Annotated in this window: 13 protein-coding genes; 6 read left to right on the plus strand and 7 right to left on the minus strand. The window is 64.6% G+C overall.

The features are described 5' to 3' along the window. Positions 1-52: 52 nt before the first annotated feature. The 3 genes from ligA to R2B70_RS14485 all read right to left on the minus strand — a co-directional run bounded on the left by ligA (position 53) and on the right by R2B70_RS14485 (position 6,685). The gene (gene ligA, locus R2B70_RS14475) at positions 53-2,059 is read right to left on the minus strand and encodes an NAD-dependent DNA ligase LigA (protein ID WP_318161837.1); all 2,007 of its coding nucleotides are present in this window, start codon (positions 2,057-2,059) and stop codon (positions 53-55) included. Between the two features lie 102 nt (positions 2,060-2,161). Next, positions 2,162-3,295 (minus strand): cell division protein ZipA, encoded by a 1,134-nt coding sequence (zipA, locus tag R2B70_RS14480; protein ID WP_042074273.1) that lies wholly within the window; start codon positions 3,293-3,295, stop codon positions 2,162-2,164. A gap of 15 nt (positions 3,296-3,310) precedes the next feature. Further along, positions 3,311-6,685: an AAA family ATPase gene (locus R2B70_RS14485; RefSeq protein WP_318161838.1), complete on the minus strand. Its 3,375-nt coding sequence runs from the start codon at positions 6,683-6,685 to the stop codon at positions 3,311-3,313. A 201-nt stretch (positions 6,686-6,886) separates the two neighbouring features. On the opposite strand from R2B70_RS14485, the gene cysZ reads away from it, so the two are divergent. Together cysZ and R2B70_RS14495 are read left to right on the plus strand one after the other, a co-directional pair. Next, positions 6,887-7,651 carry a sulfate transporter CysZ gene (gene cysZ / locus R2B70_RS14490; protein WP_318161839.1) on the plus strand — a complete coding sequence of 255 codons (765 nt, stop codon included), beginning with the start codon at positions 6,887-6,889 and terminating at the stop codon, positions 7,649-7,651. Positions 7,652-7,785: 134 nt separating this feature from the next. Beyond that, positions 7,786-8,400, plus strand: coding sequence for a trimeric intracellular cation channel family protein (locus R2B70_RS14495; RefSeq protein ID WP_042074268.1), 615 nt, complete (start codon positions 7,786-7,788; stop codon positions 8,398-8,400). 93 nt (positions 8,401-8,493) lie between these two features. Here the strand turns inward: R2B70_RS14495 and R2B70_RS14500 are convergent, their stop codons facing one another. The 4 genes from R2B70_RS14500 to R2B70_RS14515 all read right to left on the minus strand — a co-directional run bounded on the left by R2B70_RS14500 (position 8,494) and on the right by R2B70_RS14515 (position 11,859). Next, entirely contained in the window at positions 8,494-8,745 is a 252-nt protein-coding gene (locus R2B70_RS14500) for a DUF3862 domain-containing protein (RefSeq protein WP_209793886.1), read from the minus strand. A gap of 93 nt (positions 8,746-8,838) precedes the next feature. Further along, on the minus strand, positions 8,839-9,384 hold the full coding sequence (locus tag R2B70_RS14505; protein WP_042074266.1) for a DUF882 domain-containing protein: 546 nt from the start codon (positions 9,382-9,384) through the stop codon (positions 8,839-8,841). A gap of 134 nt (positions 9,385-9,518) precedes the next feature. Beyond that, positions 9,519-11,000 carry a L,D-transpeptidase family protein gene (locus R2B70_RS14510; RefSeq protein ID WP_209793888.1) on the minus strand — a complete coding sequence of 494 codons (1,482 nt, stop codon included), beginning with the start codon at positions 10,998-11,000 and terminating at the stop codon, positions 9,519-9,521. Positions 11,001-11,091: 91 nt separating this feature from the next. Then, positions 11,092-11,859, minus strand: coding sequence for a substrate-binding periplasmic protein (locus R2B70_RS14515; protein ID WP_219142601.1), 768 nt, complete (start codon positions 11,857-11,859; stop codon positions 11,092-11,094). 311 nt (positions 11,860-12,170) lie between these two features. Here R2B70_RS14515 and R2B70_RS14520 point away from each other — a divergent pair, with 311 nt between their 5' ends. The 4 genes from R2B70_RS14520 to R2B70_RS14535 are packed head-to-tail and all read left to right on the plus strand — an operon-like array spanning position 12,171 to position 15,323. Then, a complete protein-coding gene (locus R2B70_RS14520) occupies positions 12,171-12,716 on the plus strand; it encodes a hypothetical protein (RefSeq protein ID WP_042074263.1) in 546 nt (181 codons plus the stop codon). Positions 12,717-12,772: 56 nt separating this feature from the next. Next, entirely contained in the window at positions 12,773-13,789 is a 1,017-nt protein-coding gene (locus R2B70_RS14525) for a glycosyltransferase family 2 protein (RefSeq protein WP_318161840.1), read from the plus strand. After that, on the plus strand, positions 13,786-14,157 hold the full coding sequence (locus tag R2B70_RS14530; protein ID WP_209793891.1) for a GtrA family protein: 372 nt from the start codon (positions 13,786-13,788) through the stop codon (positions 14,155-14,157). The genes R2B70_RS14525 and R2B70_RS14530 overlap by 4 nt, the downstream gene beginning before the upstream one ends. Continuing rightward, positions 14,157-15,323, plus strand: a complete 1,167-nt coding sequence (locus tag R2B70_RS14535; protein ID WP_318161841.1) for a hypothetical protein — start codon at positions 14,157-14,159, stop codon at positions 15,321-15,323. Before R2B70_RS14530 ends, R2B70_RS14535 begins: the two co-directional genes overlap by 1 nt. Positions 15,324-15,433: the final 110 nt, after the last annotated feature.

The raw sequence follows: 15,433 nt of genomic DNA on the forward strand, positions 1-15,433 counted from the left end.
GAAGAACCCGGCACCAGGCCGGGTTCTTCGTTTGGCGTGAAGGCAGGGCCCGTCAGCCCTGCAGTGCCTGCTGCAGCTCCGCTTCGCTCCAGACGGTGATGCCGAGCTCCTGGGCCTTGGCGAGCTTGGATCCCGCCGCCTCGCCGGCCACCAGCACATCGGTCTTGGCCGACACCGAGCCCGCCACCTTGGCCCCCAGGGCCTGCAGCGCCGACTTGGCGTCATTGCGGGACAGGGTGGTGAGGGTGCCGGTCAGCACGAAGGTCTTGCCGGCAAAGGGCTGCTCGGTGGCGGCTTTCTTCTCGATGACCGGCCAGTGGATGCCGGCGGCCAGCAGGGCCTCCAGCACCTCTATGTTGTGGGGCTGGCGCAGGAAGTAGTAGACGTGCTTGGCCACTATGTCCCCCACGTCGGGTACCTCGAGCAGCTGCTCCACCGAGGCGGCGCGCAGGGCTTCCAGGGTGAGGAAGTGGTTGGCGAGGTTGAGCGCCGTCGCCTCCCCCACCTCGCGGATCCCCAGGGCGAACAGGAAGCGCGGCAGCGTGGTGCTGCGCGCCTTGTCGATGGCCGCCACCAGGTTGAGGGCGGACTTTTGCCCCATTCGCTCCAGACCGGCCAGCTGGATGGCGTTGAGGCCGAACAGGTCGGCCGGGGTCTTCACCAGCCCCTTGTCCACCAGCTGCTCCACTATCTTGTCGCCGAGGCCGTCCACGTCCATGGCGCGCCGCGCCGCGAAGTGCTTGATCGCCTCCTTGCGCTGGGCCTCGCAGAACAGGCCGCCGGAGCAACGGGTCACCGCCTCCCCCTCCAGCCGCTCCAGGGCGGAGCCGCACACAGGGCACTGGCTGGGGAAGAGGATAGCGCGGGCATCCGCCGGGCGCTGCGCCTCCACCACCGCCACGATCTGCGGGATCACGTCCCCGGCCCGGCGCACGATCACGGTGTCGCCGATCATGACGCCGAGGCGCTCGATCTCGTCGGCATTGTGCAGGGTGGCGTTGGAGACGGTGACGCCGCCGACAAACACGGGTCTGAGCTTGGCCACCGGAGTCACGGCGCCGGTGCGGCCGACCTGGAACTCGACGTTCTCAAGCTCCGTCATCTCCTCCTGGGCCGGGAACTTGTGGGCGGTGGCCCAGCGCGGGGCCCGCGCCACGAAGCCGAGCTCCTCCTGCAGGGGGATGGCATCCACCTTGTAGACCACGCCGTCGATTTCGTAGGGCAGATCGCCACGGCGGGCCAGGATGTCGTCGTGGAACGCCTGGCAGCCGGCTGCCCCCTCCTTGAGCTTCACCTCGGGGCTGAGTGGCAGGCCCCAGGCTTTCAGCTGGTTGAGGCGCTCGAAGTGGGAGTCCCCCAGTTGCTCGCCGCCTACCCCGACGCCATAGGAATAGAAGCTCAGGGGGCGGCTCGCGGTGATGCGCGAGTCGAGCTGGCGCAGGCTGCCGGCGGCGGCGTTGCGCGGGTTGACGAACACCTTCTCCCCCGCCGCCAGCGCCTTGGCATTCATCGCCTCGAACCCGGCCCTGGGCATGAACACCTCCCCCCTGACCTCTAATCTGGCAGGCCAGCCCGAGCCCCGCAGGGCGAGCGGTATGGCCTTGATGGTGCGCACGTTCTCGGTGATCTCCTCCCCCGTGGTGCCATCTCCCCGGGTGGCGGCCTGCACCAGCTGGCCGTCCACGTAGAGTAGGCTCACCGCCAGACCGTCCAGCTTGGGCTCGCAGCAGAAGGTGAAGCTCAGCTCCCGCTTGAGGCGATCCCGCATGCGCTGCTCGAAGGCCAGCAGCTCCTCGTCGCTGAACACGTTGTCCAGGCTCAGCATGGGGATCTCGTGGCGCACCTGCTTGAAGGCGGTCAGCGGCTGGCCCCCCACCCGCACGCTCGGCGAGGTCGGGGTCTTCAGCTCGGGATGCTCGGCCTCCAGCGCGATCAGCTCGCGCATCAGGCGGTCGTATTCGGCGTCCGGCACGGTCGGATCGTCCAGCACATAGTACTGATGACCGTACTCGGTCAGCAGCTCACACAGTTGACGGTGGCGGGAAAGGATATCGCTCATGGGGAAGTCTCGGACTGTGATTGAAGTAGGCAGGGTAAGAATACAAACAAAAATGCGGTACCTGGGTACCGCACTTTTCATTCATTCGACCCGCATGGCGTATTAGTCGCGGCTCGCCTCGTAGGCCGCCAGCTCGTGGCGGTAGCGGGCGATGGTATCGTCGCTCAGCGGGCTGCGCGAGGCGTCGGTCAGCATGGCGTCGAGATCGCTGGCCAGCTGATCCGCCGCCTGCAACATGTGCTCGAACGCGAAGGCGGCATTGCTGCGCAGCGGCAGCTGCATGAAGAGCGACACACCCGGGGTGCTGAACTGCTCCATGCGATAGGGGTTGAAGGTGCCCGGCTTGACCATGTTGATCATGGAGAAGAGCACCTCGCCCTTGCCGCCCAGATCCTCGTGGCGGTGGAAGATGTCCATCTCGCCAAACTTGAAGCCGAGCGCCAGCAGGGAGGAGAGCAGGGTGGCCCCTTGCAGGTCGTGACCGGGACGCGCCATCAGGTTGATGACATAGACATCCTGCCAGATCTTCTCGACCGGGGCCGGGGCGGGTTCAGGCTCGGTCGCATGAACCGGCTCCTGATAGGCGGGCTCGTCATCATAGGCAGGTTCTTCATAGGCCGGTGCCGGCTGGGCATAACGGGGCGCCTGCTGCGGAGCGGCCTCGCGGGCACCAAAGGTCGGCGCCTGGGCGTAGGCGGGCTCCACCAGCGGCTCTTCGTCCAGCGGCTGCATCATGGGTTCGCGCTGCGGGCGGGAACGGTGTACCGGGGTACGGCGGATCACCTGGGCAGGCTTGCGCACAGGCGCGGCAGGCGCCTCTTCCACGGGCTCTGCGCTCGGCTCCTCATACTCGTCCTCTTCTTCTTGATAGACGGGCTGAGGCGCCACCGGGCGGGCGGCGGGCTTGCGCACCACGGGGGGCGGCAGATCGACATCGTCATCTTCATCATCGAAGGCGGGCGCGGCGGCACGGCGGCTGACGTCCGGCTGGCGGGGTTCATCGTGGTGGAGCTTGGGCTCGGCACGGCGGCCACCGCTGACCACGCGCACCTGACCGATACCATCGCTGTCAAACGCATCGCTGTCGCGTTCCCGCGACTTGGATTCCATCCGACCCAGGGGTTTCTCCTTGATCGGTGCCTGACGGTTCTTTCTGTTGCTCCACAACCCGTGAATGAGCAATGCCGCGATGGCAATACCGCCCAGGGCAACCAAGATGTAACGCAATTCCTGCATTAGCTGCTTCTCTTTCTAGTTTTGCTCAGCCAAAGCGACGGCTTCGCCGATATCGACCGACACTATGCGCGAAACCCCGGGCTCTTGCATCGTGACGCCGACCAACTGCTCTGCCATCTCCATGGAGACCTTATTATGACTGATGTAGACGAACTGTACTGTGCTCGACATCTCTTTGACAAGAGAACAGAAGCGACCCACGTTCACTTCATCGAGCGGTGCATCCACCTCATCCAGCAGACAAAATGGTGCTGGATTGAGTCTGAAGATGGCAAAAACCAGCGCAAGGGCGGTTAGCGCCTTCTCCCCCCCGGAAAGCAGGGCAATGGTAGCATTCTTCTTGCCCGGAGGTCTCGCCATGATGCTCACCCCGGCCTCCAAAAGATCGTCGGAGGTGAGTTCAAGCCAGGCACTGCCCCCCCCGAACACTTTCGGAAACAGGGATTTTAAATCTTCATTGACCTTATCGAAAGTGTCGCGGAAGCGTATTTGTGTTTCTTTATCAATTCTTTTAATGGCTTGGCTCAGGGTTTCGAGCGCCTGCTCCAGATCCTGGCACTGGTTTTCCAGGTAGCTGGCGCGGGTTTTCGCCTCTTCATACTCCTCAAGCGCCGCCAGGTTGATGGCGCCAAGCGCCTCCACCTGAGCCTCCAGGGTCTGGATCTCCTGGCGCAGCTTGCCGCGATCGGCGGCGATGAGCCGCGCCTGATCGAGATCCACCAGCCTCACCCCCAGCTCCTCGAACTGCTCGTGCAGCCCCTGCCGCCGGGTGAGGTTGCGCTCGCGCTCGAGGCGCAGGGTTGCGAGCCTCTCCTGGAGCTGCACCAGCTGCTTGTGGTCGGCGCTCCTGGCCTGCTCCAGCTCGGTCAGCTGACGCTCCAGCTCCGCCAGCCGCTGATGGCAGGCCAGTTGCTGCGCCTCCAGGTTGCGCTGTTCCACCAGCAGGGGGGTCAGATCCTGATCCGGCGCAGCCCCCGGCTCCTTGAGCTCGGCCAGCTCCAGCCCGAGGCGCGAGAGCTCCTGCTCCCGCAGGGCGATGAGCTGGGACAGATTCTGCTGCTCCAGCAGCAGCCGCTGACAGGCGGCCTGCTGCTGCTCCCGCCGTGCACGGGCCTCTTCCAGTCCCCGCTCCGCCGCGCTCACCGTCTCCTGGGCGAGCTGCAGCGCCTCGGCCAGCGCCTCCCCCTGTTCCTGCAGCTCGCTTAGGGCCGCCTCGTCCTGCTCGAGCCGGGTCCTGGCTACGTCCAGCCGCTCGGCCTCCTCTGCCTGTTCTTGCGCCAGCCGGGCCAGCTCTTCCCCCAGCTGACCGAGGCGCTGCAACCGCTCCTGGCGCTGCCCCTCGCGCAGGCTCCAGGCCTCGCGCAGCTGCTGCCACCGCTGCTCCTGCTCGCGCAGGGTGCGCTGAGCCAGCTCAACGGCGCCGTGCAGCTGGGCCCGAGTCCCGTCGGCCTCGGCCAGCTGCTCATCGAGCCGGCGCTGAGCCTCCCGGCCCGCGGCCTGCTCGGTGTGCAACCGCTCACGCTCGCCGAGCAGCGCCAGGGTGCCGAGGGCCTTGCCCTCGCCGAGATCCGCCCAGTTCGGGCCAAACCAGTCGCCGGCGGGAGTGAGCAGCGACTCACCGGCAGAGAGGCGGTGCTGGCGGGCCAGCGCCTCCTCCCGGTTCCCCACCAGCCAGATGGCGTTGAGGAAGGCGGGGATGTGCGCCCCCCCGATCTGGGCCGCCAGGGTCCCCGGCACCGCGGGCCTGGACGGACCGATCCAGAGCCCATGCTGTTCTGAATGGCACTCATCCGCAGGCGTCGCGGTGAGCCAGCGGCCGAGTACCTTGTCCAGTCCCCGGGCCCACTCGGGGGGAACCTGCAGCCGATCCGCCAGGGTGGCGCCCGCCATCTGATCCCCCAGGATCTGATCCAGGGTGGCGAGGCGGGCCTCCAGCTCCCGCAGCAAACCCTGCTGGCGACTCTGCTCTGCCTTGAGTGCTTCATGGCGGGCCACGCCGGCCTGCCAGGCCTCTTCGGATTCCTCATGGCGGGCGCGGGAGAGCGCGAGCGCCTCCGCCAGGGCGTCGAGCTCGGGTTGCAGGTTCTCCCCTTCCCCGCCGAGGGGGCCGGCCTGCTCATCCTCCAGCTTGAGACGGGCCAGCCGGGTCTTGGCCTGCAGCTCCTGCAGCCCGTTCACCTCGGCCCGGGTCTGGTTGAGCCGCCCCTGCAACTGGCCCAGCTGCTGCTGCCACTGCTGCTGGCGCTGACGCGCCTGCTCGAGCCCTTCGCCGGCCGCCGCACGCACGCCCTGCTGGTCGGCGAGCAACTGCTCACACTGCTCGAGGCGTGCCAACGCCACCTCAGCCTGGAGGGCGCCCTCGGCCTGCTGTTCCTGCTGGCTGGTCAGCTGGGCCTTGAACCCGTCGATGCGCTCGCCGAGGGCCTGGCGCCTGGCCTGCCAGTCGCGGCCCAGCTCGGTCTGATGAAGCTGTTGCTGCTCGAGGCGGGCGATGGCCTGGCCGCCGAGGAAGATCTGCTGCTGGCGGCTCGCCTGCTCGGCCTGGGCCTCCTGGCGGGCCACCGACAGCGTGACGTGGCGGCCCTCGTCTGCGGTGCGCTTGGCATCGAGGGCCGCCAGCGCCTGCTCGGCCTGGGCCAGCTCGCTCTTGGCCTCGCCGAGGCGCGTCTCCAGCGCCCACAGCTCGGAGCCGATCAGCTCGGCCTTGGCGGCGCGGGTGCGGCTCTTGAGCTGCTTGTAACGCTCGGCGGTCTCGGCCTGGGCCTTGAGGTGTTCGAGGCGCGACCCCAGCTCGGAGCGGATGTCGCCGAGGCGCTCCAGATTCTCCTGGGTGTGGCGGATGCGCTGCTCTGTCTCGCGGCGCCGCTCCTTGTAACGGGAGACCCCGGCGGCCTCCTCCATGAACAGCTTGAGATCGGCAGGGCGGGACTCCACCAGCCGGCTGACGGTGCCCTGCTCTATGATGGCGTAGCTGCGCGGCCCGAGGCCGGTGCCGAGGAAGAGGTCGGTGACGTCCTTGCGGCGGCACTTCTGGCCGTTGATCAGATAGTGGTTGGAGCCGTCGCGCAGCACCTCGCGGCGCACCGAGATCTCGGTGAAGCGGCCGAACTCGCCGGGCACCCGGTTGTGGGGGTTGTCGAACACCAGCTCCACCGAGGCGCGACCGTGGGCGCTGCGGTTGACGGAGCCGTTGAAGATGACGTCCGTCATGTTCTCGCCACGCAGGTGGCGGGCGGAGCTCTCCCCCAGCACCCAGCGCACGGCGTCGATGACGTTGGACTTGCCGCAACCGTTGGGTCCCACCACGGCGGTCATGTCGGCGTTGAGCTCGATGCGGGTCGGCTCGACAAACGACTTGAAACCGGCGAGTTTGATCAATTTCAGACGCATGGCGGCCTATGTCGGTAACGAAAATTAAGGAGGAGGCGGGCAAAGAGCCAAGCCCGGCTTTGCTTGTCAGATGCAGGCAGCATCCCAAGGCCCGGCGGCCAGTCGCAACGGGCAAGAGACAAGGAATAGTCGGCGACTTTACCAAATCAAGGGCTTGTTTGTAATATGCTGGCACTTTCCCCATTCACTGATGGAGCTCACATGAGCCAATCACCCCACATGGTCAAAGATTCGGTCAGCGGCGCAGACTACTTCCTGCGCGGCTTCTCCCTCCTGCGCCAGCCCGGCATCCGCACCTTCGTGATGATCCCCCTGCTGGTCAACTTCGTGCTGTTTGCCGGGGCCTTCTACGCCCTGCTGCTGCAGCTGGACGGCCTGTTCGCCTGGCTGCACCAGCAGATCCCGAGCTGGCTCTCCTGGCTCGACTACCTGCTCTGGCCCATCGCCCTGATCACCATACTGGTGGTCTTCTCCTTCATCTTCAGCTCGGTGGCCAACTGGATAGCCGCCCCCTTCAACGGCCTGCTGGCGGAGAAGGTGGAACAGGTCCTCACCGGCGAGACCATGAACGACACCGGCATGCTGGACGTGGTCAAGGATGTACCGCGCACCTTCGGCCGCGAATGGACCAAGCTGAAATACTACCTGCCCAAGGCCATCGGCTGCCTGATCCTCTTCCTCATCCCCGTGGTGGGACAGACCCTGGCCCCCGTGCTCTGGTTCCTCCTCAGCGCCTGGATGATGGCGATCCAGTACGTCGACTATCCGTTCGACAACCACAAGATCGACTTCATCACCATGCGCGACGCCCTCAAGCAGCGCCGCGGCAAGTGCCTGAGCTTCGGCGCCCTGGTCACCCTCTTCTCCGCCATCCCGGTGGTGAACCTGTTCGTGATGCCGGTCGCCATCTGCGGCGCCACCGCCATGTGGGTGGATCAGTACAGAGCCGAGCAGCTGCGCCGCTGAGCCGGAAAGCCATGATCAAAACTGGGGGCGAAAGCCCCCTTTTCATTACTTAATCTAATGCACTGGCAAGAGTGCTTGTCGCACCAGCGCTGGATTGTTAGGATGCGGGCCTTTCTCGCACCCTGGGATAACTCATGTTACATGCACTCTTCTTGCTGGGCCTGGTGGCCGAAGGAATGACGGGCGCGCTGGCGGCGGGCCGGCGGCGGATGGATCTGTTCGGCGTGGTCATCATCGCCTCGGCGACGGCCATCGGGGGTGGCACCATCCGGGACGTGCTGCTGGGACACTACCCCCTGCTCTGGGTGGAGCACCCCGAATACGTGCTGCTGGTGGCGGGCGCCGCCATGGCGGGGGTCATCTCAGCCCCCCTGATGCGCTACCTCGGCAAGCTGTTCCTGGCCCTCGATGCCCTGGGGCTGGTGGTCTTCTCCATCTTCGGGGCCGCCCGGGCACTGGAGATGGGGCACGGGGCCGGCATCGCCTGCATCATGGCCGTGGTGACCGGCGTCTTCGGCGGCGTGCTGCGGGATCTCTTGTGCCAGCGCATCCCCCTGGTGTTCAAGCGCGAGCTCTATGCCGCCGTCTCCCTGGTGACGGCCGCCCTCTACTGCCTCGCCCTGGATCAGGGACTGCCCAACGACTGGGCCGCCTTCGGCGCCATCGGCATCGGCTTCGTGCTGCGGTTGCTGGCGGTGCGCTTCAAGTGGGGGCTGCCCACCTTCAACTACCAGTACGCGACCCACTGAGTGCGCCAGTTTCTGGCCGCCCTGGGCGGATCGCGAACAACAAAAAAGCGCCGGACGGCGCTTTTTTGCTGGCAATGAACCGATGAATCTGACTCAGTTGATCCCTTCAGAGCTGAAGAAGGTCGCCTTGTCGGCGATGAAACGGATCTTGATGTTCTTGCCCTCTCCTCCCCAGACGCAGCTGGTGGTGCCGAGGGCATCGTCGCAACGCTCGGCCTTGCCGAGGATGGCGCTCGCCTCGGCATAGCTGATCCCCACTTTCAGCTTGTCGTAGTTCTCCCGGTTGAGCTTGCTGCAACCGGTCAGCAGCAGGGCGATCATTCCCCCGATCAAAATCTGCTTCATCTTTCTCTCCTCTGGCTGGAGTCCAGAGCCTAGCAGCCGCCCCCCACTCATTGCCAGCGTTCAGCGGCGACATACGACACCACTGCGCACCTGTCACCAGCTGCGAACGGGCCCGGTATCCAGGTGCACGAAGTTGTCGGACGGGTAATACCCCACCCCGCCGACGCTGAGATCCAGGGCGGCCCTGCGCAAATGGGCCAGCTGCACGCCTGGCAGGCGCACGTCCACAGCCTGGCCCAGGGTGTGGTAGCTTTGCTTGGCGACGCCGCGGCTCTTGCGCCGCTTCTGCCGGTTGGTGGCCGGGGAGCGGTAGCCCGAGATGAGCTGGATCTCCCCCTTGCGGCCCAGCTTGTGCTGCAGCAGGAACAGCTGATCGAACAGCCTCCTGTCGATATTGAACACTTCGTTGCGGCGGTAGTCGCGGAAGATGTGGTTGAGCTCCGCCAGACCGTCGCTCAGGTAGTGGCCATCTTCCCAGTAGCTGGCACGCACCCGCTCGCCGGTGTTGAGGTTGAAGAAGCTGAGCTCACGCCCCGAGGTGCTGCGGCTCGCCACCGCCGGAAACGACAGCAGGCTGGTGCCCATCAGGCAACCGGCTCCCAGCAGCAGACGGCGTCGGCTTATCCCTTGTTCCAGCATCCGTTGTCCGTCCATCTCATGGTGAATGAATGTCATACAGAGGCCGAAACTACCTGCCGGGAAAAGCGCTGTCAAACCGCAAACGCCCATGAAAAAGCCCGGCACAGGCCGGGCTCTTCACTCTGTGGCGAGGATCACAACAAGCGGCTTTGATAGCTGACCCTGTCGAATCCGTAGATGTCGTTGCGCAGTTGCTGGCGCCCCTCCTCGTCGATCCAGCTGCTCCAGTAGACGGTGAACACCGGTATCGGGGTGCTGAGCGGCAGCCACTTGGTCTGGGTCTCTTTCAGGATGCTGGCCACCTTGTCCGGCTGATAGCGGGAGTCCGCCAGCAGCAGCTCGGCCAGATCGTCGGCGTGCTCCACCCGGATGCAACCCGAGCTGAAGGCGCGGGCCCCCTGCTCGAACAGCGACTTGCGCGGCGTCGAGTGCAGGTAGATGGCGTCGTTGTTCGGCAGGTAGAACTTGTAGCGGCCCAGGGCATTGTGGTCCCCCGGCTTTTGCCGCAGCCGGTAGGGGAAGCCGGATGCCAGCGCGTGGTGCCAGCCGTCTTCGCTGAACTGCACCGGATTGCCCTCGCCGTCGATCACCTCGAACTGCTCGCGATCCAGGTAGGCGGGATCGCGCCCGAGTTTCGGCAGAATGTCCTTGCTCAGGATGGAGCGCGGCACATGCCAGGCAGGGTTGAGCACGATGGAGCGGATTTCGCTCGCGAGTATGGGGGTGGCCCGCTGCTCCTTGCCGACGATGACCCGGCTGGTGAAGACCTCGCTGCCGGACTCCACCACGCTAAGGCGGTAATCCGGGATGTTGACCAGCACGTAGCGACCGGCGAGGTGATCCACCAGATCCCGGCGCCACAGGTTGCGAACCAGCAGGCTGGCGCGCACCTCGGGCCCGGTATTGAGCCAGGAGCGGGTCTGGCGGCCTATGATGCCGTCGGCGGTCAGGCCGTGGCGACGCTGGAACTGCTTGATGGCCTGCTCAGTCTCGGGATCATAGGTGCTGTCCTGGTGGTTGGGGGCGCCATCCCCCAGCTCGTTCAGGATGGAGCGGATCTGGCCGAGCTCGGCCGAACTCTCGCCGGCCCTCAGGGTCGGCATCTCCAGATTGGGCCAGCGCTTGGCCATGGGCATGGCCAGCAACTTGCGCACTTCCTCGCGCACGGCGTCGTATTCCGCCACCTGGGGCCTGAGCTGCCTGACCCGATCCAGCAGGTTGTCACCGACCGGCTCATGGGCCAGGGGCTGGTTCAGATCGAGCTTCTGGGTCTGCATCTGTTCGCGAGCGACCAGATCCATGGCCCGCCAGGCCTGCTGGAAGCGGGCCAGCTTGGCGAAGGCTTCGTCATAGAGGGCGCCGCGCCGATCGGCCGGAGTCTTCTGCAGCCGTTGCCAGAGCCGGTAGAAGTCCGGGTGCAGCTGGGCCAGCACCGCCTCCTGCAGTTGCTGCTCCAGCTCCTGGCGCGCCAGCTCTGCGGTGCTGTTCTGATACCAGTCATGCTGGATGCTGGGACTGGCCACCACAGCTTGCTCAGTGTTGGCATGGACCATGCCAGCCGGCCAGCAGCCGAGCCAGATCAGATTCGCCAACGCCAACCAATACTTCTTACCCATGCTTCTTACCACGCTTGCCTCAAATCGGTTCACTTCGGCCTGTCAGGCGCCACGGTCAGGTGCCCATGATGCGGGAATGGCGGCGACTTTGCTAGCGGGCGGATGTGTAGCGTCGCCAGATGAGTGCATGCTCCCCGCTCTTGCCGACGGCCAGGATCGCCTGATTGAATCGCTGCACGAATTCGCTCGATACCGTCTTCTTGCTCAACATGAAAGAGGTCGGCGTCTCGTAGATCCCCATCACATGAGGGACCACCTCCTCCGACAGCCCCTCTTTCTTCAGACCCCAGGGCGTGGCCAAACTATCCCCGAGAAAACCGTCTATCCGGCCCAGCACCAGCTTGCGGTAATTCTGCACATCGTTGACCGCGCTCACCTGATCAGGGTAGCGGCGCAGCAGCTCGGTGATCTCGGCGCCATAGTAGTAGTCCCGGGTGACCCCCAGTCGGTGCCCCCGGGCCAGCCAGCTCTCCAGATCTGCTTCATCGCCGGTGCCGGCCTTGCGCACCCAGAGCGCCGTCCTGCCGGGATTGTAGGGGATGGAGAACCAGGCATAACGCGCCCTGTCCTCGGAGAAGTAGGCCTCCATGGCGATGTCCTGCCGCCCCAGCTCCAGATCGTGCAGCCCCCGTTTCCAGGGTCGCTCAACATAGAGGAGGCGGCATCCCAGCCGGGCCGAGATGGCGTTGAGATAGTCGATCGCGAAGCCGCGCAGCCGTCGTTTGTCGCCATCCTGCTGGTAATAGTGATAGGGGGGCCAGTCGTCGAAACCGACGCGCAGCGGGGAAGGACAGAGGGATTGCGCCCACAGGGGTTGCAGGGGCAGGCAGCAGAGCACGCATAGAGATAGCAGTCTCATGAGTCATCCTTGACGGCGGGACAAGTCATCTTAACGGTGCCTGGGCGAAATGGCGACAGATCCTGCCACAAGGATGATAAATATCAGCCGTTTGCCTGAGAGGAGAACGGCCAGGGCAGCCAGGCGGCGGTGCAAAGGCCCCCCCCGGAAAACAGCGGTGACGAACGAGCCCAAAACCGCTTGGAGAGCAGGGAAATCAAGGGTTAATATGTGAGCAAATATATTTTTGTGATCCACTATGCTTTTTTTGCAATTGGATTAGCATATGCGCGAAATCTGCCTACCAATCTGTCGGGCGTCGAGTGAGTGATATGACCTACAAAAAGTTCGGTTTTCTGGCTGCCATCCTGGCACTGAGCGGTTTTTACCTGTACACCCTCTACCTGGCCGCTCACCCCAACGTGAGCTTGGCTTACAAGCTCTATTACCTGGAAGGCAAGACCCGCTTCTGGGAGCACAACTCCAGCATGACCTACCAGCCGGGCAACGAACTCAACCTGACCAAGCCGAGCCGCTTCCTCTCCAGCGAAGGCTGGGCCAAGAAGCCGAGCGAGCAAGGCACCGAGCTGAGCGGTCAGGGCGGGCTCTATTTCGTGCTGCCCAAGCAGCAGGCTCAACCGGAGCAGCTCACCATCCAGGCCAGGATCAACAGCCCCGAAGCCGGCGCCCTGCTCAAGGTGGCCCTGGGTCATGACTTCACCACCACGGTCAAGCTGGCCAAGGCGGGCATCAACGAGATCCGCCTCAGCCTGCCGGGAGACTCCCTGACCGCCGATCCCAAGCACCCCAACTTCCTGGCGCTCTCCGCCCCGACACCGCTCAACGTCCAGTCGGTGCGCCTGACCGTCGCTCAGTGAAGCTGAAGACTCAACAAGCTGTTTTATAAAATAATTCTTTCAATAAGGAAGTTCACATGTCGCATGCCGATTTTCGACTCTCTCTGGTCGTGCCCGTTTACAACGAGGAAGAGAGCATAGACGCCTTCATCAGCGCGATAGACAACGAACTGGCCCCCCTCAAAGACCGGCTTGAGATCGTGTTCGTCAACGACGGCAGCCGTGACCGCACCCGCGAAGTGGTCGAGCAGGCCATCACCCGCGATCCCCGCGTCACCCTGGTCAACCTGGCCCGCAACTTCGGCAAGGAGGCGGCCATGACCGCCGGCCTGCACCAGGCCAAGGGCGACGCCATCGTCCCCATGGACGTGGATCTGCAGGATCCCCCGGCCCTCATCCTGGAGTTCGTCAAGCTGTGGCAGACCGGTGACTATGACACCGTCTACGGCATCCGGGTGGATCGCAGCGCCGACACCCCCATGAAGCGCCTGACCGCCGGCGGCTTCTACCGCTTCTTCAACGCGCTCTCCACCAGCACCAAGCTGCCGGAGAACGCCGGCGACTTCCGCCTCATCGATCGCAAGGTGGTCGAGGCCCTCAAGCTGCTGCCCGAGCGCAACCGCTTCATGAAGGGGCTGTTTGCCTGGGCCGGTTTCCGCGCCGTCGGAGTCCCTTACGAGCGCCCCGCCCGCCACGCCGGCGAGACCAAGTTCAACTACTGGAAGCTGTGGAACTTCGCCCTCGACGGCCTGATGAGCTTCTCCAGCTGGCCGCTGCGGGTGTGGAGCTACGTGGGGGTCGGCGTCTCCCTGATCGCCTTCCTCTACATCCTCAAGATCATCACCCAGGTGCTGTTCTTCGGCATCGACGTGCCGGGCTACGCCTCCCTGATGTCGGTGATGCTGTTCCTCGGCGGCATCCAGCTGCTGTCGCTCGGCATCATCGGGGAGTACATAGGCCGCATGTTCGTCGAGGTGAAGCAGCGCCCCGTCTACCTCATCGAGGGAGTCTACGGCCAGTATGCCCGGCCCGAGGCGGACAAACCGCAGGCTGCCGACGGCCAGCAGAATGACCAGGAGCCGACGCCCCAATGATCTCCCGCGAGGAATTCTGGCGGCTGGTGCGCTTCGGTTTCGTCGGCGGGGGGGCCACCCTCGTCGATCTGGGCACCTCAGTCGCCCTGTTCCATACCTGGCCCGCCATCTCCGAGCACCTGGTCACGACCCTGGCCTTTGCCGTGGCGTTCTGGTTCTCGTTTTTCGGCCACCGCTACATCACCTTCCAGAAACAGGGTGCCGCCAGCAAGTTCCTGCTGGTGGCCCTCTTCTCCCTGGCAGTGCGTAACCTGATCCTGAGCGGTCTGCTGTTTGCCGGTCTCTCCGGCCTGCTGCCGGTGGTGATCGCCACCCTGACCGTCACCGTGCTCACCTACGTTCTCTCCCGTATCTGGGTTTTTGCCTGATGAATGATATGACCAATACTGCCCCGTCAACCGGGGCTGCACTCCCCTATCGCCCGTCACTGCGCATCAGCGGCCGCGACTGGCTGATGATCGTCGCCGCCTTCGTGCTGAGCCGGGTGGCGCTGTACGGCATGGGCTATTTCGGCGTCCAGCTCTACGGCACCACCGACATAGGCCCGCTGCAGGCCTACTGCCAGTTCGACTGCGTCTGGTTCCAGCGCATCATAGAGAACGGCTACGACCTCTATCCGCGCTGGCTCAGCAAGGGCAATGCGGCGAACTGGGCCTTCATGCCGCTCTATCCCATGCTCGCCGGCGGGCTCTCCAGCCTGCTCAACATCGAGAGCCTCATCGGCCTGATGCTGGTGGCCAACGTCGCCTTCTTCATCAGCCTGCCCCTGATGCTGCTGGTGTTGCGCCAGCTCAAGCTGGGGGATGAGACCGCCCGCTTCGGGGTCTGGCTGCTGGCCTTCTCCCCCTTCTCCGCCTACTTCGTCTCCGGCTACACCGAGCCCATGTTCATGGCGCTGATGCTGGGGATGTTCCTGTTCGCCTATCGCGAGCAGTGGCTGATGGTCGCCTTCCTCGGCATCTTCATCTCGGCGACCCGCAATCTGGGGGTCATGATGGTGTTCCCCGTGCTGATCCTGGCCCTGCAGGCCTACGGCTGGCGCGAGTTCTTCCGCTTCACCGAACGGGCCTTCAAGGTGGTGTTCACCCTCTGGCTCATCCCCCTCGGCCTCTTCTCCTACATGGTCTACCTCTACCACCTGACCGGGGATGCGCTCGCCTTCAAGCACATCCAGGTCGCCTGGGGCCGCTACATGGACAGCCCCCTGGACTGGTGGCTGAGCGGCTTCGAGCTGGGCGGTCGCAAGGCCTACCTCTCCATCATGGTGATCTTCGGCTGGTGTCTGAACGGCTACCTGTTCAGCCAGAAACGCTGGGCCGAGGCGACCCTGATGTTCATCTGTACCACCATACCGCTGATGACCGGCCTCAACGCCATGCCGCGCTACATGTTCGGCCTCTACCCGACCCTGCTGGCCATCATCTTGCTGGCCCATCGCTGGCCCGCCATCCGTCCGGCGGTGCTCTGCATCAGCGGCATGGTCGCCTCCTTCATCGCGGTGGCCTTCGTCAACTTCAAGTTCTTCACCGTGTGACGAGCCCCTAACGCCAACGAGCCGGTCAACTGACCGGCTTTTTTCATGGGCGCCACACCCGCTTCACACTTTTCCATTCTTGAAAACGTAACCATTTGAACTGACGTCAC

Origin of the sequence: Aeromonas sp. XH (genome assembly GCF_033348475.1) — a bacterium.
Classification (GTDB): domain Bacteria; phylum Pseudomonadota; class Gammaproteobacteria; order Enterobacterales; family Aeromonadaceae; genus Aeromonas; species Aeromonas sanarellii.

What these genes read in the sequence shown, in the direction of transcription:
- ligA (WP_318161837.1), bottom strand. Translation starts at nt 2,059, where the DNA reads ATGAGCGATATCCTTTCCCGCCACCGTCAACTGTGTGAGCTGCTGACC.
- zipA (WP_042074273.1), bottom strand. Translation starts at nt 3,295, where the DNA reads ATGCAGGAATTGCGTTACATCTTGGTTGCCCTGGGCGGTATTGCCATC.
- R2B70_RS14485 (WP_318161838.1), bottom strand. Translation starts at nt 6,685, where the DNA reads ATGCGTCTGAAATTGATCAAACTCGCCGGTTTCAAGTCGTTTGTCGAG.
- cysZ (WP_318161839.1), top strand. Translation starts at nt 6,887, where the DNA reads ATGAGCCAATCACCCCACATGGTCAAAGATTCGGTCAGCGGCGCAGAC.
- R2B70_RS14495 (WP_042074268.1), top strand. Translation starts at nt 7,786, where the DNA reads ATGTTACATGCACTCTTCTTGCTGGGCCTGGTGGCCGAAGGAATGACG.
- R2B70_RS14500 (WP_209793886.1), bottom strand. Translation starts at nt 8,745, where the DNA reads ATGAAGCAGATTTTGATCGGGGGAATGATCGCCCTGCTGCTGACCGGT.
- R2B70_RS14505 (WP_042074266.1), bottom strand. Translation starts at nt 9,384, where the DNA reads ATGCTGGAACAAGGGATAAGCCGACGCCGTCTGCTGCTGGGAGCCGGT.
- R2B70_RS14510 (WP_209793888.1), bottom strand. Translation starts at nt 11,000, where the DNA reads ATGGGTAAGAAGTATTGGTTGGCGTTGGCGAATCTGATCTGGCTCGGC.
- R2B70_RS14515 (WP_219142601.1), bottom strand. Translation starts at nt 11,859, where the DNA reads ATGAGACTGCTATCTCTATGCGTGCTCTGCTGCCTGCCCCTGCAACCC.
- R2B70_RS14520 (WP_042074263.1), top strand. Translation starts at nt 12,171, where the DNA reads ATGACCTACAAAAAGTTCGGTTTTCTGGCTGCCATCCTGGCACTGAGC.
- R2B70_RS14525 (WP_318161840.1), top strand. Translation starts at nt 12,773, where the DNA reads ATGTCGCATGCCGATTTTCGACTCTCTCTGGTCGTGCCCGTTTACAAC.
- R2B70_RS14530 (WP_209793891.1), top strand. Translation starts at nt 13,786, where the DNA reads ATGATCTCCCGCGAGGAATTCTGGCGGCTGGTGCGCTTCGGTTTCGTC.
- R2B70_RS14535 (WP_318161841.1), top strand. Translation starts at nt 14,157, where the DNA reads ATGAATGATATGACCAATACTGCCCCGTCAACCGGGGCTGCACTCCCC.